The 16,543-nt window shown below is 43.1% G+C and carries 16 protein-coding genes; 1 reads left to right on the plus strand and 15 read right to left on the minus strand.

The window, feature by feature from the left end:
* Positions 1 to 12: 12 nt before the first annotated feature.
* From cutD to ACY3ZI_RS18165, 11 genes are all read right to left on the minus strand, one after another.
* Complete coding sequence (cutD, locus tag ACY3ZI_RS18115; RefSeq protein WP_132496489.1) at positions 13 to 963, minus strand: choline TMA-lyase-activating enzyme; 951 nt, start codon at positions 961 to 963, stop codon at positions 13 to 15.
* Between the two features lie 83 nt (positions 964 to 1,046).
* A complete protein-coding gene (gene cutC, locus ACY3ZI_RS18120) occupies positions 1,047 to 4,478 on the minus strand; it encodes a choline trimethylamine-lyase (protein ID WP_487375626.1) in 3,432 nt (1,143 codons plus the stop codon).
* Positions 4,479 to 4,537: 59 nt separating this feature from the next.
* Positions 4,538 to 5,668, minus strand: a complete 1,131-nt coding sequence (locus ACY3ZI_RS18125; protein ID WP_036949247.1) for a 1-propanol dehydrogenase PduQ — start codon at positions 5,666 to 5,668, stop codon at positions 4,538 to 4,540.
* Between the two features lie 7 nt (positions 5,669 to 5,675).
* The gene (locus ACY3ZI_RS18130; RefSeq protein ID WP_036949246.1) at positions 5,676 to 5,939 is read right to left on the minus strand and encodes a EutN/CcmL family microcompartment protein; all 264 of its coding nucleotides are present in this window, start codon (positions 5,937 to 5,939) and stop codon (positions 5,676 to 5,678) included.
* A gap of 25 nt (positions 5,940 to 5,964) precedes the next feature.
* Positions 5,965 to 7,602, minus strand: a complete 1,638-nt coding sequence (locus ACY3ZI_RS18135) for an acetaldehyde dehydrogenase (acetylating) (RefSeq protein WP_211886982.1) — start codon at positions 7,600 to 7,602, stop codon at positions 5,965 to 5,967.
* Between the two features lie 69 nt (positions 7,603 to 7,671).
* Positions 7,672 to 7,950 (minus strand): BMC domain-containing protein, encoded by a 279-nt coding sequence (locus ACY3ZI_RS18140; protein ID WP_006658501.1) that lies wholly within the window; start codon positions 7,948 to 7,950, stop codon positions 7,672 to 7,674.
* Positions 7,951 to 7,965: 15 nt separating this feature from the next.
* The gene (locus ACY3ZI_RS18145) at positions 7,966 to 8,250 is read right to left on the minus strand and encodes a BMC domain-containing protein (RefSeq protein WP_006658500.1); all 285 of its coding nucleotides are present in this window, start codon (positions 8,248 to 8,250) and stop codon (positions 7,966 to 7,968) included.
* Between the two features lie 16 nt (positions 8,251 to 8,266).
* On the minus strand, positions 8,267 to 8,545 hold the full coding sequence (locus ACY3ZI_RS18150) for a BMC domain-containing protein (protein WP_004249182.1): 279 nt from the start codon (positions 8,543 to 8,545) through the stop codon (positions 8,267 to 8,269).
* 620 nt (positions 8,546 to 9,165) lie between these two features.
* A complete protein-coding gene (locus ACY3ZI_RS18155) occupies positions 9,166 to 9,666 on the minus strand; it encodes a FidL-like protein (protein WP_108479514.1) in 501 nt (166 codons plus the stop codon).
* Positions 9,663 to 10,505 carry a transcriptional regulator gene (locus ACY3ZI_RS18160; RefSeq protein ID WP_036949241.1) on the minus strand — a complete coding sequence of 281 codons (843 nt, stop codon included), beginning with the start codon at positions 10,503 to 10,505 and terminating at the stop codon, positions 9,663 to 9,665. Before ACY3ZI_RS18160 ends, ACY3ZI_RS18155 begins: the two co-directional genes overlap by 4 nt.
* Before the next feature lie 42 nt (positions 10,506 to 10,547).
* Complete coding sequence (locus tag ACY3ZI_RS18165; RefSeq protein ID WP_036949239.1) at positions 10,548 to 11,120, minus strand: TetR/AcrR family transcriptional regulator; 573 nt, start codon at positions 11,118 to 11,120, stop codon at positions 10,548 to 10,550.
* 316 nt (positions 11,121 to 11,436) lie between these two features.
* Here ACY3ZI_RS18165 and ACY3ZI_RS18170 point away from each other — a divergent pair, with 316 nt between their 5' ends.
* Complete coding sequence (locus ACY3ZI_RS18170; protein ID WP_211886981.1) at positions 11,437 to 11,994, plus strand: NADPH-dependent FMN reductase; 558 nt, start codon at positions 11,437 to 11,439, stop codon at positions 11,992 to 11,994.
* 70 nt (positions 11,995 to 12,064) lie between these two features.
* Here the strand turns inward: ACY3ZI_RS18170 and potD are convergent, their stop codons facing one another.
* The 4 genes from potD to potA all read right to left on the minus strand — a co-directional run bounded on the left by potD (position 12,065) and on the right by potA (position 15,993).
* The gene (gene potD / locus ACY3ZI_RS18175; RefSeq protein WP_224059281.1) at positions 12,065 to 13,114 is read right to left on the minus strand and encodes a spermidine/putrescine ABC transporter substrate-binding protein PotD; all 1,050 of its coding nucleotides are present in this window, start codon (positions 13,112 to 13,114) and stop codon (positions 12,065 to 12,067) included.
* 119 nt (positions 13,115 to 13,233) lie between these two features.
* Positions 13,234 to 14,037 carry a spermidine/putrescine ABC transporter permease PotC gene (gene potC, locus ACY3ZI_RS18180; protein WP_036949236.1) on the minus strand — a complete coding sequence of 268 codons (804 nt, stop codon included), beginning with the start codon at positions 14,035 to 14,037 and terminating at the stop codon, positions 13,234 to 13,236.
* Positions 14,034 to 14,897, minus strand: a complete 864-nt coding sequence (gene potB, locus ACY3ZI_RS18185; protein WP_211886977.1) for a spermidine/putrescine ABC transporter permease PotB — start codon at positions 14,895 to 14,897, stop codon at positions 14,034 to 14,036. Before potB ends, potC begins: the two co-directional genes overlap by 4 nt.
* Complete coding sequence (potA, locus tag ACY3ZI_RS18190; RefSeq protein WP_108479516.1) at positions 14,884 to 15,993, minus strand: spermidine/putrescine ABC transporter ATP-binding protein PotA; 1,110 nt, start codon at positions 15,991 to 15,993, stop codon at positions 14,884 to 14,886. The genes potB and potA overlap by 14 nt, the downstream gene beginning before the upstream one ends.
* Between the last annotated feature and the right edge of the window lie 550 nt (positions 15,994 to 16,543).

The raw sequence follows: 16,543 nt of genomic DNA on the forward strand, positions 1-16,543 counted from the left end.
TTTCTCTCCTACTTAGTGACGAACCAGTCGAATATCGAAATCGAATTTTTTAAAGAAAGCCTCTAATTGATCTAACTCTTCCACGCTGTAGGTTGGGTCTTTCTTGATGGGATAAATCATGTCGAGCTTGTCGTATTTTCCGCGACCAAGCTGGTGATAAGGCAGAATATCAATTCGACTTAAATTGCCGCGTTTCGACAATTCCATGGCGTATTCAATTGCACCTGTTATTGCATCAAAAGAATCGTTATATCCGCGAACTAAAGGCATGCGCATCACCACATTTGCCCCTAGTTCCATTAATCTTTCGAGGTTACGACGCACATTTTCATTACCAATACCAAACAGGTTTTTGTGCTCAACGGTATCGATATGTTTAACATCAAACAGGAATAGGTCGACAACTTCGGCTAACTTTTCATAATTCGCTAATGACGTTGTACCTTGTGTTTCAATCGCCGTATTGATCATCATTTTTTTGCATTCACGCAAAAGCTCAACGGCAAAATCTGTCTGTAAACTCATTTCACCGCCACCAATCGTGACACCACCACCAGAGGAAATATAAAAATCGTAGTCCTGCATGATGATCTCCATCATTTCAGAGACCGTGACATCTTTTCCCATAATGTCTAGCGCATCAGAAATGCACACTTCCTCACATTTGCGGCAACCGATGCAGTCAATACTACGATTCACGCGGTGGACTGCTTCCCCTTGTTCATTGGTGGTCATGTAATGGATCCCCGCAGGGCAAACATCCACACATTTCCCACACCCAACGCATTTATCGTGGGAAAACATCACTTGGAACTGGCTACTTAGCCCTTCAGGGTTAGCGCACCAAGGGCAACGAATATTGCATCCTTTAAGAAAGATCAGGGTTCGAATGCCATCACCGTCATAAATTGAGTATTTCTGGATATTAAATATCCGCCCTCTGATTTCTGCCGCTGTGTTCATCATTGCATCTCCAAAACAGTTTCAAACTTATTGTTTTTATTATGTACGGTGGGAATAGCAGCCTATCCCCCCCCAGATTTGGTTTAGAATTTCTCAATCACGGTACGGCTGATGATTTCGTCCTGAACCTCTTTACATAACTCAACGAAGTAAGCACTGTAGCCAGCAACACGAACGATTAAGTCACGATATTTCTCAGGTTCTTGCTGTGCTTTTTTCAGCATTTCGTTATCAACGTAGCTGAACTGCATTTGACCGTTACCCAAAATGGATGCCGTTCTTAACAACGTGATTAACCCATTGCGACCTTCTGGTGTATCCAATAAGCCTTTTAAGAACTTAAAGTTATGCACCATACCGATGTTCATCGTTTCCACGTTCATCTTACTGATGGACTTAATAATTGCCGTTGGACCTTGTTTATCTGCCCCTTGAGTTGGGCTAATTCCATCTGACAGCGGCATCCACGCTAAACGACCATTCGCAGTCGCGGCGGTTAGCTCGCCAATCGGTGTATTGTTAGAAATGGATAATGTGCCGTGACTCAATGTGGAATACAGCATGTCGTACTTACGGCACTCGCGTTCAGTCCATTCAGTAATATCCAATGCATATTGGTCGACATAGTTGTCATCATTACCGAACTTCGGTGCATTCAGGCAATCACGACGTAACTCTTCATAACCTTCAAAGTTGGCAAGCAGGCCATCACGCACTTGCTCTAAGGTATAGCGACCCTCTTCATAAACCACTTTGCGAATAGCCGCCATTGAGTCAACGTAAGTTGCTAGACCAGAGAAAATCAGCCCTGGACCGTGGTTAATCATTGCACCACCCGCCGCAACATCTTTCCCTTTCTCCATACAACCTTCCACCAGCAAAGACATCAATGGTTTTGGCGCGACATCACGGTGAACACGCTGACTGATGACCGTACCAATCGCCGACAGGCGAACAATATGGGCAATTTGCGCTTTCACAGCATTATCGAAATCTTCGAAGGTTTTCAGGTTACGCAGATCCCCGGTATCTAAACCTTGGTGGCTATCAAACAGCACCATCCGACCACGGTTCAGAACAAACTCAATGGCGATTGGCCACTGGGTGTAACCCGTTGATGTCCACTGATAAATTCGACCTGATTTTTGTGGTTCCACGCAGCCCATTAAGCAATAGTCGCGAGCATCTTCAAAATCAAAGCCTTTACGCAGCATCATTTTGATATGGGAATCGTCAAAGTGACAGGCAGGGAAGCCCATACCGGCTTTCACTACATCCACGATTTTTTCCATATATTTTTGTGGAGATTGGTTATGAATACGGCATGCTAATGATGGCTGGTAAACTTTAACGAAACGAACTGCATCCATAATTAAGTACGTTAAATCGTTACACGCATCACCACCCGAGCGTTTTTGACCACCCACAGTTAAGTTGATAAATGGCTGATATCCAGCGAAATATTTAGCGCCCAGCTCACTGGACATCCACATTAATTCCGCACATTTGATGATAAACGCCTGCATCATTTCCAGTGCTTGGTCTTGGGTTAAACGGCCCGATTGAATATCGCTTTCATACATTGGGAAACAGTATTGATCTAAACGACCTAATGACAATCCTGTTTGGTTTTCTTCAATTTCAAACAAGGATTCCACAGTCCAAATGCTTTGCAGTGCTTCTTGCAATGTTTTTGGTGGGTTCGCCGGTACATTTTCGTTCACTTGAGCAATTGTCAGTAACTCTTCACGTCGTTTCTGATCTGTCTCTTGAGAAGCCAGTTCACGAGCATGTTCAGCAATACGATGAGCATAAGCCACCACACCTTCACAGGTTTCAATTGAGGCTTTATAGAAATAGATGCGGTCGATGTCATCTGGATTTTTCATGCTTAACTCAGCCAGTTTTGCCTGAGCATCCGCTTTAATGCCATTCATGCCTTTAGTGAAAAGCAATACGTCATAACCAGGGCAAGTATCGCCTCCGCCATTGATTTGGTGATAAGACAAGTCACTCACAAAGGTTTCGCCGCTGAATTCCCAAACCCCGGCTTCACGATATTGCGCTTCACAAATTTCATCCAGAGAACGACCTTCCCAGAATGGCGCGATTTCTTCACGAATCACTTTTTTATCTTCTTCGGAGATCACAAATGGATCTTGTGGGCGGGTACTCATCGTATCGAGTTCATCCACCACCCAACGCCATGCAATATCAGGTGAAAATGCACCTGCACGCGCTTTACCACATGGGTGACCGACAATCAGCTCTTCAGGCTGAATCAAGATAGGCGCAGTTTCACATGCCCGACGAAACGCTTTTGCACGTAATAAAATCGGCGGTAAACCTGGGTTATTCTTCACCACTTCAGTAAAGGCTAATGCGCGATAGATAGACACGCTTGGACGCGCTTCTAGATAACGGTTACGTAAACGCTGTAAGCGAGGCGTTAGCCCTTCCATCACTTTGAATTCATTATCTTGCTGAGCCGATGGTGCCACATAACTGGCTGAAGCCGCAGAATATTGAGGCTGTGAGCTTGCTTGACCGCAATATAAACGGACTTTTAACCCGGCATTAATTGCACTGATATTTTCATGAGCAGAAAGCATCATCGCGGAAAGTTCGTTGATGCAGACTTGCGGATCATTAAGGTAGACACCGCCTTTAAGTGCATCAAACATTGGATAACCATCAATGGCACGCGTTGCACGCACTTCTGACAACTCAGCCAGTTTTAGCCATAAGCTTTCAACAATCTCGTAAGCCTGTTGTTGAGTTAATCGACCTTGCTCAATGTCGCGCTGATAGAATGGATAAACGGCTTTGTCGAAACCCATTGGGTTCACGGCATAGCTGCCATTTTCTAAATGCAAAATCAGTTGTAATAGGTAGAACGCTTGGCAAGCTTCTTTAAAGGTTTGTGCTGGTTTTGCAGGTACTTGGCGTAATACTTCCGCGCTTTCTTGTAATTCGGCACGACGATATGGGTTAGCTTCTGTGGCCGCAAGATTCTCTGCTCTTACTGCTAAAGCGTTTGCAAAATGGATGGCAGCATCACAGGCATAAATTGCCGCACGGCAGTTATTTGCTTCATCGATACTATTACGGCTAACGGCGCTGCCAATATTTCTGACGCGATTTTCTAGCTGATTTTTAATTTCAGCAAACCCGACATTCAGAACGACTAAATAATCCGGTGCGGCGATTGCGCTATCACCCGCTAAAAACTCATAAATACTCTGGCTGTGTACTTCATCTTCCGTATGGAAAATTGCACCACGGGGTGTTGAAGATTGGCTACCAATAATCAATTCATCTTGTGCAATAAAAGCAGGGAAATTGCGAATAAACTCATAAAAACGCTGAGCGGGTTTAATCGCTTGAGGTGCCCCTGTTAATTGATTTCTGACAGTTTCAAGAATGTTGGCACGTTCGGTAATGATTGAGCAATTGCGAGCACTTAAACGTTCAGCCAGTGTTTTTACACGTGGGGTCAAAGCATATTTGGCCATGTTAGCCTCTCCTGATGTTCTTTCTAGTTCGTTATTCATCACATAAAAAGCGTTAACTATTAAAAAGACTGTCTGTACAGTGCTTCTAGCTGCTTTTCATTTACGTCCCGTGGATTAGTCGGAGTGCAACTATCGCGTAACGCCTGTCCAACCATTTCCCCTAAACGGGCATTAAAATCAGTTTCATTGACGCCTGTAGCGTGAATGCCTTTCGGCATATTCATTTCATCTTTCAATACGTTGATTGCCATAATTAAGCTCTCAACGCCTTCACGTATATTTGAAGCGGGTAAATTAAGTTTTCTGGCTAAATCGGCATAACGCTTCGCCGCGTTGGTTTCACAGCACCCTTCCAGGCCCGCGTTAAACGCCACCACTTGAGCCATCAATAGCGCATTCGCGCGACCATGTGGAATGTGGAACACGCCGCCAAGTGCGTGCGCTAAGCTATGGGTGATCCCAAGGGATGCGTTGGTAAATGCCATTCCTGCAATACACGATGCGTTATGCATTTTTTCACGAGCCACTAAGTTACTGCCGTCGCGATAGCAATCTATTAAGTGAGCAAACACCAACTGAACAGCTTTCTCGGCAAGCGCATCTGAAAAGTCAGAGGCACTGCGTGAAACATAAGCTTCTAGGGCATGGCATAGCACATCCATTCCCGTATCTGCCGTGATAGCGGCAGGGACTGACTTCACTAAAACAGGGTCTAAAATCGCCACATCGGGCAACATAAATTCATCAACCAACACCAACTTCTCAGAGTGAGACTTGATCACTGAAAAAGACGTGACTTCAGAGCCTGTTCCGCTGGTTGTCGGAATAGCCACAAAATGAGGTTTGGCTCTATGGCTGTCTTGGCGGGTATGCCATAGGGAGTAAATAACCGCTTTTGCCGCATCAATCACCGAACCACCGCCCAGTGCAATCACTAAATCTGGATATTGGCTATCCATGATTTTCATGCCTTTTACGATGGACGAGATTTCCGGGTCAGGCACGACATCGTCATACAGAGAAAATGAAATTCCCTGTTGAGATAATCGATGAATCACCTCGTCGGCTAACCCAAATTTCACCATCGCTTTATCGGTTACGATAAACGCGTGCTGGGCGTTAACCTGAGATAAATAATCCAAAGCATTCGCACCGAATTGCACCCTTGGTTTAATCAAAAACTGGTTCATGCGTTATTTACTCCCTACCGTCTCGATACACTTTTTCAACAATGGCAACCACGGACATCGCTTTGTATTTGTCTTTATTCAATGCGAAGTACTCTTCCGCTAGAACAAGGTCATTAATACCTGCGCCTACACTGTCCACCGCAACATACGTTTTGTCCTTCAACGGTTTGAGATCATCCCCAAGCGCCGTGATCATCAGTAAATTACTGCCACTAAGCTCTTGGCATTTCTGCGTTGCGACAACATGTCCAATTACCTTTGCCAAAATCATGATTTACCCGCCTTATCTCAATGAATTACTTATTTAGGCGTCCGAGAACGGCCTTAATAATCTGCTCGACATTCTCTTCCGTGATATCCCCATGAGTGGCAACCGCTTCAACAACATCAGCATGACTCACTGCATTAGCAAATCGGTTATCCGCAGTGCTATTACTCTGAGCTTTTACTGGTTGAGCCTGACGAAAACGGTCATCATCGAGAATACTGACAGACGTTTGATTTCCATGCCCAGTCGGTGCAATTGGCGATGTTGAGTAAGCCGGAGCACTCACTGGTGCGGGTTGTCTCAAATCATCAATGGAACGCACGCCATAACCGACTTTACGGATATTGAGCAAGTTCATCGGACCGACGTTGTCAGAACTAGAACCACCTCCAATCGCTCCACATCCTAATGTCAGCGCTGGCGTAATATTGGTGGTTGCGCCAATTCCACCCAGTGCGGCTGGCGTATTAATCAAAATACGGTTAACTGGTTTTTCGAGAGAAAACTGGCGAATAACATCTTCATTTTGCGTGTGGATCACCAGCGTGTGTCCTAAGCCTTCGTTAGTCAGCAAATCAACAACGCGGTGGCACGCAGAGCGCCAATCCTCTTCAACATACATGCCTAAGATTGGGCACAGTTTTTCCCGTGAATACGGGTTTTTCGGTGAGACAGTGTCTTGTAATGCAATTAATACTCGAGTGTTAGCAGGAACACTAAAGCCTGCACGTTGGCTCAACGTAATCGCGTCTTTTCCTACGACTTCAGGGTTAATCGTGCCATTCGCTCTCAGTAGCATCGAAGCCATACGTTTCGCTTCATCTTCATTCATGAAGTAAGCGCCTTGGGCTAATAATTCGCGGTGAACGTCGTTGTAAATGCAGCGTTCAACAATGATGGATTGTTCTGATGCGCAAATCACACCGTTATCAAACGTTTTGCTGGTAATAATGTCACTGACTGCTTTTTTGATATCCGCGCTACGTTCAATGAAAGCAGGACCGTTACCAGGACCACCACTGATGGTTGGTGTGCCAGATGCATAAGCGGCGCGTACCATACCTTCTCCACCCGTTGCCAGAATGAGAGAAACATCTTTGCTGTGCATTAATTCTTTTGTCGCTTCCAGTGTCAGCATCGTCACGCCATCGACGATACCTGCTGGCGCACCCGCTTCAAGAGCCGCTTTTTTTACGATATCAAGCGTTCTAAAACTACATGCTTTCGCGTTTGGATGGGGGGAGAAGACGATTGCGTTACCGGCTTTCAAGGCAATCAATGTTTTATAGATAATGGTTGAAGTTGGGTTAGTCGAAGGCACCAGCGCCGTGATCACCCCTAACGGAACTCCCACATCCATAACTTTATTGATTTTGTCATCATTAATGATGCCAACTGTTTTCAGATCTTTAATATGTTCATACACACGAACTGAAGCGAACGTATTTTTCAGGACCTTGTCTTGCCACTTCCCAAAACCCGTCTCTTCATTCGCCATTTTTGCTAACTCTTCTGCATGACGAGCAGATTCTGTCGCAATGTGTTTAACAATACTGTCGATTTTCTCCTGCGAAAAAGTCGCAAAGATTTTTTGCGCTTGTTTCGCATTTCTAACCAGCTCTCTAGCCAGTTGTCTGGATTGCAGATCTTTATCTAATGCAACCATGTCTTCCCCCGTACCGGAGTCAAAAGATTAAACTTACTAATTTGTTGTTTTATCTAATACTTCTAATGATTAAGCTTTGTGCTGCTGCGCAATTTTGCCGATATCATTGTGTGGTCTTGCTATCACACGAGAAGTCACCACGGTGCCAACACGCTTCGCAGCTTCGACACCGGATTCAACCGCAGCATTAACGGCACCCACATCGCCTTTTACCATGGCGGTGACGAGCCCAGAGCCGACATTTTCATAGCCGATTAGCTCGACGTTAGCGGCTTTACACATTGCATCAGCAGCTTCGATACACGCCACTAAACCTTTGGTTTCAATTAAGCCAAGAGCTTCTTTCATAAGTAAATTTCCTATTTATTCTGCGACTTTATACTGAGAGACAATTTTCTGGATGTCGCTATGTGGACGAGCGATAACCAGAGAAGTCACGACGGTGCCAATGCGAGATGCAGATTCAACGCCAGAATCAACTGCCGCTTTAACTGCGCCAACATCCCCTTTCACCATGGCGGTGACTAACCCAGAACCCACATTTTCATAGCCAATCAGCACCACGTTAGCGGCTTTACACATCGCATCAGCTGCTTCGATACAAGCAACGAGTCCTTGTGTTTCAATAAGACCTAATGCATCACCCATATTTCCCCCGCAAACGCTATGCTTTATGTTTAATCACGATTTTGTTGATATCGTTATGTGGACGGGCGATGACTAACGATGTCACCACTTCACCAACACGCTGTGCAGATTCAACACCGGAATCTACTGCCGCTTTTACTGCGCCAACATCACCTTTCACCATGGCAGTCACGAGACCAGAACCCACGTTTTCATAGCCGATTAGCTCGACGTTAGCGGCTTTGCACATTGCATCAGCTGCTTCAATACAAGCCACCAAACCTTTTGTTTCAATAAGTCCTAATGCATCACCCATTGTTGTTTCCTCCAAGGAAGCCGTTACGTTTTTCTCTACCCGCAGCACCTAAGAGCCATGTTCCAGAACGTTGATGCCTCTTAACTGTGAGTAAACATTTATGCCAATTGAGTCTGCGTGGTGATTAATTGAACGCAGCTTTTGGCTTCAAAATCACTATAATCCCCAAAAAATAAAACAAAATATAAATCCATGAAGTGAAGATAATTAGAATAAAAACCCATAATTTATAATCAACAGGCAGCAAATTCACATCTCTATGCTAATAAACTGGAAAATTCACGTATCTATCTGGTGGAAGAAAAAACCATAAATGCGGATAACCGGTTTATTGGAGGAATGGTTAACAAGATGTGATTGAGCTGATGCAAGAAGGTAATTTGGTCAATAATAAGTGTGGTTTGCCTCACGCCCGAGCCATAAGCTAATGAGAAATGGGAGGATCAGAATATAAGAAGAAAGGGGAATACTGTGTTTTACGAGGCACACCGCGTGATAGCACTGATTGCCAGACAGTAAAATCATATCAACGTGTTAGTTAACGTTGCCCAGTAAACCAATAGGAATGAATGAGTGGGTAAGCTCCCACGCGGTATGGACTATCAATCAAGTCCACCCGCTTATTTAGGCGTACAGATAAACAAAGGGGAATTAATGGAACTCAAGAGTAGCGCTTTATCATTGAGTTTTTGGGCATTGATAAATAAGCCGTCATGGCTATCTGACATTTCCCGCATAAAATAATCAAAAATCACATTAGGGGATTCATCAATCGAGGAAGCACTGGCTTCCCAGTGGCTAATATTATAGTGCTGTTCCGTTGGCGAAATACGTTTGCTGGTGTATTTGAATTTGACATATCGTTGTAAATAAAGCCATCCAGCGCTGGAGGTCGTATATCCCTCGACAACAATAGAGCCCTCGCCGTTCGCCCCAAAATTAAAGTGAATATTACCGTTAACGTTTTCATCTTTCATATTCTCAAAACGCATAATCCCCTTGGTTGAACACGCCATTTGACCGGAATTTTTATTGGCCAATACAACTGACTGTGTATAAATCACAACACACGCGAAGATCAGCGCACTCACGAGACATAATAGCTTTCCCGATATTTTCATTGTGGCTTCCAAGAATAATAAAAATAATTATCACAATAACTAAATGGGTTGGATTCATTGGCAGCGCAATGGGCGAGAAAGACACGCCCTAAACCATTTTTTTGTAATTTATCCCCATAAAAGAAGACAAAACGCTCTTTATCATTACACGCCAAATTTAAATTTTTTCTAACTTTATCAAAGTTTTGCACGTAGTTATCAGCAACGAAAGCGTTAATCATTTTTTCATTAGATAACACATCGCAGCTGGTATGTTCTAACGTTGGCAAAATCATTGGTGCGGAGGGCTGAGATGAGAAATAGCTCATCGTTGCCAATAAAATGGAGCAACATAAAAAAGCCGCACTGGCTAGATACCAGCAAACTTCACGTTTCTGTTTTGGTAATGAATGCGGTAATTTTTCAGAAGGAGATTCGGTAGGTTTAGTCTCTAAAGAAGGTGCCAGAACCACTTCGGCTTTTTGTATTTCACTTAAACTGTTTAATAAGCGAGTGGTATTGAGCGTCTCTTCATCGAGTAATTCCAATAAAATCTCAGAATTAAACTCTAAACGCCCACGTGCAACAGTGACAATAATATTTTCAATACCGTATTGTCGAAATGTTTTCCTTAGCAGGCTGAGATATTGATTTAAATTACTATTTGATGAAACCAGACCATTATCATCCCAAACCGCCTTAAGTACTTCATCACGGGAAACTACGCCTTTTTTTTGAATCAAATAGAATAAGAGTGCATTAGCCGTAATAGACAACTGAGTATCCACCTCATCTTTTTTTAAAGATAAAGTGCCATCAACAGCATCATAAATAATGAAGGCATTGATTTTATATTTCATTATCGCCTCATTGTATGTTTAGACGTATTTTCCCTTGGAAAACTAACCCATTTCTTCAAACGAAATTTGTGTTAATCGCTGAATGATGGCATTACGCTCTTGGCTCGATAATGTAGGACCTTCCGTTAACGCAGATAACCACAGTCCATCGGCGGCATAGCGCACTAAAGCCCCCAAATAGCCATTATCAAATGCATCACCTTGGGCTAGATGCCCTAACATCCAATCACGCCAGCATTTACGCAACACGGGCTCTGTGGGCATAGCCAATGATAAAAGTGCGAGCTGAAAACTTTCATCGGAGTCTTTAAGCTCGCCAACGTAGTGCAAATAGGCGCGAGAAAATCGCCCATAAGGATCGGAATCATTCGCCATAATGGCGGCAATACGCACGTCCATAATGTCTAATAGCTGAATAAACAATGCATGAATAAGTTCTTGTTTGCTGGGGAAATGGTGCATTAATCCCCCTTTGCTCACGCCCGCTTCTCTGGCGACAGCATTCAGCGAAAGTGCCGAAATACCTTCTCGACCAGCGATTATCCTAGCTGCCTTTAGCAACTCTTCTTGTCGTTTGATTGGATCTTTTTTTCTTGGATGCGCGAGTGTGTTCATGGGGATGAATAATACCGACCAGTCGGTATGTTCTATTTTGACTCGTATCAATGAAGATAATATTGAGAGGAATTAAATACGAATAGTGTAATTGAGGTCACAGTATTCTTTTTTAGCCACCCTAAATCACAAAGTTAATTTGAAAATATAAACAAATAACGCAATGAATTTCCTGCAATTTACAATTGGATAAAATTAAATTTAACTTAATTTATTTTTAATGAATTTTATTATGCTAAATTATTAAAGAAATTCCTATTCCAAAGAAAATATACGAATTCGTTGTATTTTCACAACATAAGAAGAGGTTTTGATTATGTCCAATCAGTATAATATCGGTGTGGTTGTTGGTAGTTTACGTGCTGACTCTTATAATCTAAAAGTCGCTAAAGCCATCACTAAATTATTCCCATCTAATTTCACCTTTAAATTTATCAACATTGCCGATTTACCTCTCTATAACCAAGAAGCCGATCAAAATGTACCCGCGGTAGTCGCTAATTTTAAGAGCCAAATCAAAGCCTCAGACGGTATTATCTTCGCAACACCGGAATATAACCGCTCAATGCCAGGTGTATTAAAGAATGCGATTGACCAAGGTTCACGTCCTTGGGGTGATAACTCATGGGATGGTATTCCTGCGGGAGTATTAGGGGTTTCGATTGGTAATATTAGCACCGCAATTGCCCAACAACATTTACGCAATAGCCTTGCATTTCTTAATATGCCGACGATGAATCAACCTGAGTGTTATTTAAAATGGTATGACGGCATGGTGGATGAGCAAGATACTATTTCCCCAAAAAGTAAGGATTTCTTGCAGCCTTGGGCAGATAACTTTGCCAAATTTGTTATCCATAATAGTGCGCGTTAATCACTGATTTTATATATCAAAAAGGCATCACCAAGGTGATGCCTCTGACCATTTCCAAACAGAATCGATATTAACGCCCTGCTTTCAGCTTTTGGAAATACTCTTCATACAGAATATTAGTATTCCCCACATCGCTTTGCCATTCCCCTTTTTTCAATACCTCTTCCGATGGGTACAGAGATGGGTCATTGGCGATTTCCGTAGGCAGTAATTTTTTCGCTTCTAAGTTTGGTGTCGGATAACCGATAGACTCTGCCACTTGCGCAGCAATTTCAGGACGTAATAAGAAATCGATAAGCTTGTGCGCCCCTTCTGCATTCTTCGCATTAGCAGGGATAGCTAAGCTGTCCATCCAGAAAATGCCGCCCTCTTTTGGCCATACAACTTCAATCGGTAATCCTGCTTGTCTTGCCACAAATGCCGAGCCGTTCCACAGCATACCGACATCCACTTCACCTTCAATATACGGGGTTGCAGGGTTGTCTGAGTTAAAGGCTAGAATATTTGGGCGCAGTTTTTGCAATTCGTTATAAGCTTCTTCAATCTGCTTTGGATCAGTGGTGTTACCGGAATAGCCGAGTTTTGTCAGCGCCACTTGGAACACTTCACGGGCATCATCCATCATCAGTAAGCTGTTTTTGTATTCCGGCTTCCAAAAGTCTGCCCATGAAGTGACGGACTTAGGATCAACCGCATCACCATTAATTCCGATCCCTGTTGCGCCCCAAATATAAGGCACTGAATAATCGTTATTTGGGTCGAATTCTTTATGGATAAGGTTTGGATCGAGGTTTTTAAAGTTAGGCAGTTTTGTCTTATCAATCTTTTGCAGCATGCCTTCTTTGCTCATTTTGTCGATAAAATAAGTCGATGGCACCACTAAATCGTAAGCCCCTTCTTTATAGGTTTTCAATTTAGTGTACATGCTTTCATTGGATTCATAGGTGGAGTAAATCACCTTGATCCCAGTCTCTTTAGTAAATTGCTCTAATAAACCGGGGGGAACATATTCTGTCCAGTTATAGAAATACAGTACGTTTTTGTTATCGTCAGCGGCAGTTGCCGTGCCAATGCTTGCAGCCATTAAACCTGCGGCTAGCAGATAGGACCATTTTTTCATCACTGATTTTCCCTCAACAAAGTGCTTTTTATCTATCTTCATAGGCTCAGTTAAAGCCTACCCTCTCGCCTGATGGCATGGAAAGATTGGGTGCCCAAATGACACCCACCAAGTACAACTTAACGTTTTGATGACTTCGCGACGGCGTTTTTACCGTGTTTATCGCGCATAACCCACTGGCTTAAACAGACCAAAACCAGCGACATCAGCAACAAGACCGTTGCCAATGCATTCACTTCTGGGGAGACCCCTACTTTTACCATTGAGTAGATTTTCAATGGTAAGATTTCATAGCTTGGTCCCGTCACAAAGGAAGAAACCACCACATCATCCATTGATAAGGTAAAGCTCAGCAGCCACCCTGCGACAATCGCAGGCAGTGCTAATGGCAGAATGATTTTCCGTAAAATGGTAAATTCCCCCGCCCCGAGATCCCGCGCCGCTTCCAACATTTTCACATCAAAATCTTTCAATCTCGCGTATACCGTCACCACCACAAAAGGCAGGCAGAAGGTGATATGTGAAAATAACAGCGACCAGAAACCTAATGAGACGCCAAGAATCATAAACAGGACGAGCAATGAAATCGCCATCACAATATCGGGAGACATCATCACCACAAACAGCATTCCACCGACAAATGGCTTGCCTCTAAAACGATAACGAAAGAGAGCAACGGCGGTTAATGTGCCGATAATTGTCGCAAACGTCGCCGAAAGCACCGCCATGGTTAATGAATGCCCTGCCGCTTCAAGCAGGCTGTCATTATTGCTCAGTAACTCATACCATTTGGTCGAAAAACCTTGCCACTGAATACCAAAACGCGATTCATTGAATGAGTTCACAATCAAGATAATGATTGGAATATAAAGATACGCGTAGATGGTGGTCATAAAGCCACCACGCAAAATACGTCCTATCATTCTTCATACGCCTTTTTATTCAAAAGCTTAGCAGCTCGGTAGTACACATACAGCAGCAGCCCCATCATCACCGTGAGGAAAATACTGGTTGCCGCCCCAAACGGCCAATCGCGAATATTCAAGAACTGACTCTTAATGACGTTACCAATCAGCAGGTTTTTCGCCCCGCCCATTAAATCCGCCACGTAGAACAGCCCCATTGCTGGCAGCAACACTAATAAGCAGCCCGCAATAATTCCCGGCATGGTCAATGGAATAATAATCTTCACAAAAGTTTGGCATTTATTGGCGCCCAAGTCCCGCGCCGCTTCTAAGTAGGATTTATCCAGCTTTTCAATACTGGAATAGAGCGGCATCACCATAAATGGCAATAAGATATAGATTAAGCCCAATACCACCGCTTCTGGGGTATACATCAATTTCAGCGGCTTATCGATAATGCCAATCCACAGCAAAAAGTCATTCAAATACCCCTTGGTACTTAAAAACACTTTTAAGCCATAAATACGGATCAATGAGTTGGTCCAAAATGGCACAATTAGCAGAAATAGCATCAGCGGTTGGACGCGCTTAGGCAGCTTCGCCAAAATAAACGCAAAGGGGTAGCCGATCACAAGGCAGAAGAAAGTGGCGATTAACGCCATATTCAACGAATGCAGCATCACTTGGGCATACATCGGGTCTGACAGACGGATGTAGTTGTCCCAAGTAAACACCAGATCCACCAGATTCGTATCACTGCGCGTGAAAAAACTGGTGCCAATGATCATTAAGTTTGGCAGAAAGACGAAGAGTAACAGCCAAGCGACAACGCCCGTGATAATCACATTCTGCAAGATTTTATGCTTACGAATGATCATCCAGAACTACCTCCCAGCTTTCAACCCAAGTCACGGCAACTTTTTGGTTAAGGGAGTGGTCGACATCAGGGTCATCTTCGTTAAAGAACTCGCTGACCATAATAATTTTACCATCTTCCATCTCAACCACTGAGTCTAACGTCATACCTTTATAGTTACGTTCACGCACGTAACCGATCAGCCCAGGGTGATTGTCAGCGTCATTGACTTCTTCAACGCGTAAATCTTCAGGGCGCAATAAGACGTTTAAATGCTGACCTTCTGTGACCGGTAAATCGGTGAAAATATCACATTCATGCCCTTCAACGTTGGCACGAATTCTTTGTTCATCAATACGATGCAATACTTTTGCATCAAAAATATTGATTTCACCGATAAATTGAGCAACAAACAGGTTTTTCGGCTCTTCGTAAATTTCACGCGGCGTACCATCTTGCTCAATTTTTCCTTCACGCATCACAATGATACGGTCGGACATGGCCAGTGCTTCTTCTTGGTCATGAGTCACAAAAATAAACGTAATCCCCAGCTTGCGCTGTAAGGCTTTCAGCTCATTTTGCATCTGTTTACGCAGCTTATAATCCAGCGCAGATAAAGACTCATCCAATAGCAGAACCTTGGGACGATTGACAACCGCACGCGCAATTGCCACGCGTTGCTGTTGACCACCCGAAAGTTGGTTCGGCATACGCTCTGCAAAATCCGCCAATTGCACCATATGCAAGGCTTGCTCCACCCGTTTTTGAATGTCCGCTTTGGGTGTTTTTTGCATGCGCAAACCAAATGCCACATTTTCAAATACGGTCATGTGTGGGAATAATGCATAGCTTTGGAAAACAGTATTCACGAAACGTTGTTCCGCAGGAATATCTGTAATGTCCTGACCATCAAGAATAATTTGACCGTCATCCACATCTTCTAATCCAGCAATCAGACGTAAAACCGTCGTTTTACCGCAACCAGAAGGCCCCAGAATGGTGAGAAACTCCCCATTTCGGATCGTGAGGTCAAGCTCAGAAATAATTTGTTTGCCATCAAAACCTTTATTTAAAGATTTTAATTCGACGAGTGGTGTGAGAGAAGTTGTCTCAGTCATTTATAATACACTCTATCCCTAGGAATAATGCAGATAGAACCGCCACCGTTAAAGACTGTTAAGCCCCCAGGAGAACCCCAGCAAAGCCCAAAACCAGTAGCGCCATTTTTAATAAAACAATAAGGGCTGCATAATAAACACTGTTAATGAAAATTGAAAGCCATTTTCAACACTTTGTTTGCCTTTCACTATGAATTTAAAACAAATAAAAGTGATTTATGATAAAAATAAGTGACATAGCCATATTTTTCATAGCTTTGTGCTTATCTATCATTTTTCATTATAGAACCAAAAATAAAACAAACATTAAAAGAACATTAAATTCAATATGTTAAATAAAAAACCAAACCAAACTATCGATTAAGATAACTTACCCAAGTAATAATAAAAGTCCATTTTCCTTTTATTTTCACTCTGTATTTTATTTATTATCTCCAGAATGCTAACCAACCATAAATGATCAATTAATCCGCTAACCTATTAGAGTATTTATGGAAAAATTGAATGCATAAAATCTAAATTAACTGCCCCTCGATAACATGAATAACAA

Source organism: Providencia sp. LY12, from assembly GCF_057621555.1.

Excerpts from the sequence above, each read along its gene's own strand:
- ACY3ZI_RS18130 (WP_036949246.1), bottom strand. The coding sequence starts at position 5,939 with ATGATTTTGGCAAAGGTAATTGGACATGTTGTCGCAACGCAGAAATGC.
- ACY3ZI_RS18165 (WP_036949239.1), bottom strand. The coding sequence starts at position 11,120 with ATGAACACACTCGCGCATCCAAGAAAAAAAGATCCAATCAAACGACAA.
- ACY3ZI_RS18125 (WP_036949247.1), bottom strand. The coding sequence starts at position 5,668 with ATGAACCAGTTTTTGATTAAACCAAGGGTGCAATTCGGTGCGAATGCT.
- ACY3ZI_RS18160 (WP_036949241.1), bottom strand. The coding sequence starts at position 10,505 with ATGAAATATAAAATCAATGCCTTCATTATTTATGATGCTGTTGATGGC.
- potB (WP_211886977.1), bottom strand. The coding sequence starts at position 14,897 with ATGATCATTCGTAAGCATAAAATCTTGCAGAATGTGATTATCACGGGC.
- ACY3ZI_RS18140 (WP_006658501.1), bottom strand. The coding sequence starts at position 7,950 with ATGAAAGAAGCTCTTGGCTTAATTGAAACCAAAGGTTTAGTGGCGTGT.
- ACY3ZI_RS18135 (WP_211886982.1), bottom strand. The coding sequence starts at position 7,602 with ATGGTTGCATTAGATAAAGATCTGCAATCCAGACAACTGGCTAGAGAG.
- potC (WP_036949236.1), bottom strand. The coding sequence starts at position 14,037 with ATGATAGGACGTATTTTGCGTGGTGGCTTTATGACCACCATCTACGCG.
- ACY3ZI_RS18155 (WP_108479514.1), bottom strand. The coding sequence starts at position 9,666 with ATGAAAATATCGGGAAAGCTATTATGTCTCGTGAGTGCGCTGATCTTC.
- potA (WP_108479516.1), bottom strand. The coding sequence starts at position 15,993 with ATGACTGAGACAACTTCTCTCACACCACTCGTCGAATTAAAATCTTTA.
- ACY3ZI_RS18145 (WP_006658500.1), bottom strand. The coding sequence starts at position 8,250 with ATGGGTGATGCATTAGGTCTTATTGAAACACAAGGACTCGTTGCTTGT.
- cutC (WP_487375626.1), bottom strand. The coding sequence starts at position 4,478 with ATGGCCAAATATGCTTTGACCCCACGTGTAAAAACACTGGCTGAACGT.
- potD (WP_224059281.1), bottom strand. The coding sequence starts at position 13,114 with ATGAAAAAATGGTCCTATCTGCTAGCCGCAGGTTTAATGGCTGCAAGC.
- ACY3ZI_RS18150 (WP_004249182.1), bottom strand. The coding sequence starts at position 8,545 with ATGGGTGATGCATTAGGACTTATTGAAACAAAAGGTTTGGTGGCTTGT.
- ACY3ZI_RS18170 (WP_211886981.1), top strand. The coding sequence starts at position 11,437 with ATGTCCAATCAGTATAATATCGGTGTGGTTGTTGGTAGTTTACGTGCT.
- cutD (WP_132496489.1), bottom strand. The coding sequence starts at position 963 with ATGAACACAGCGGCAGAAATCAGAGGGCGGATATTTAATATCCAGAAA.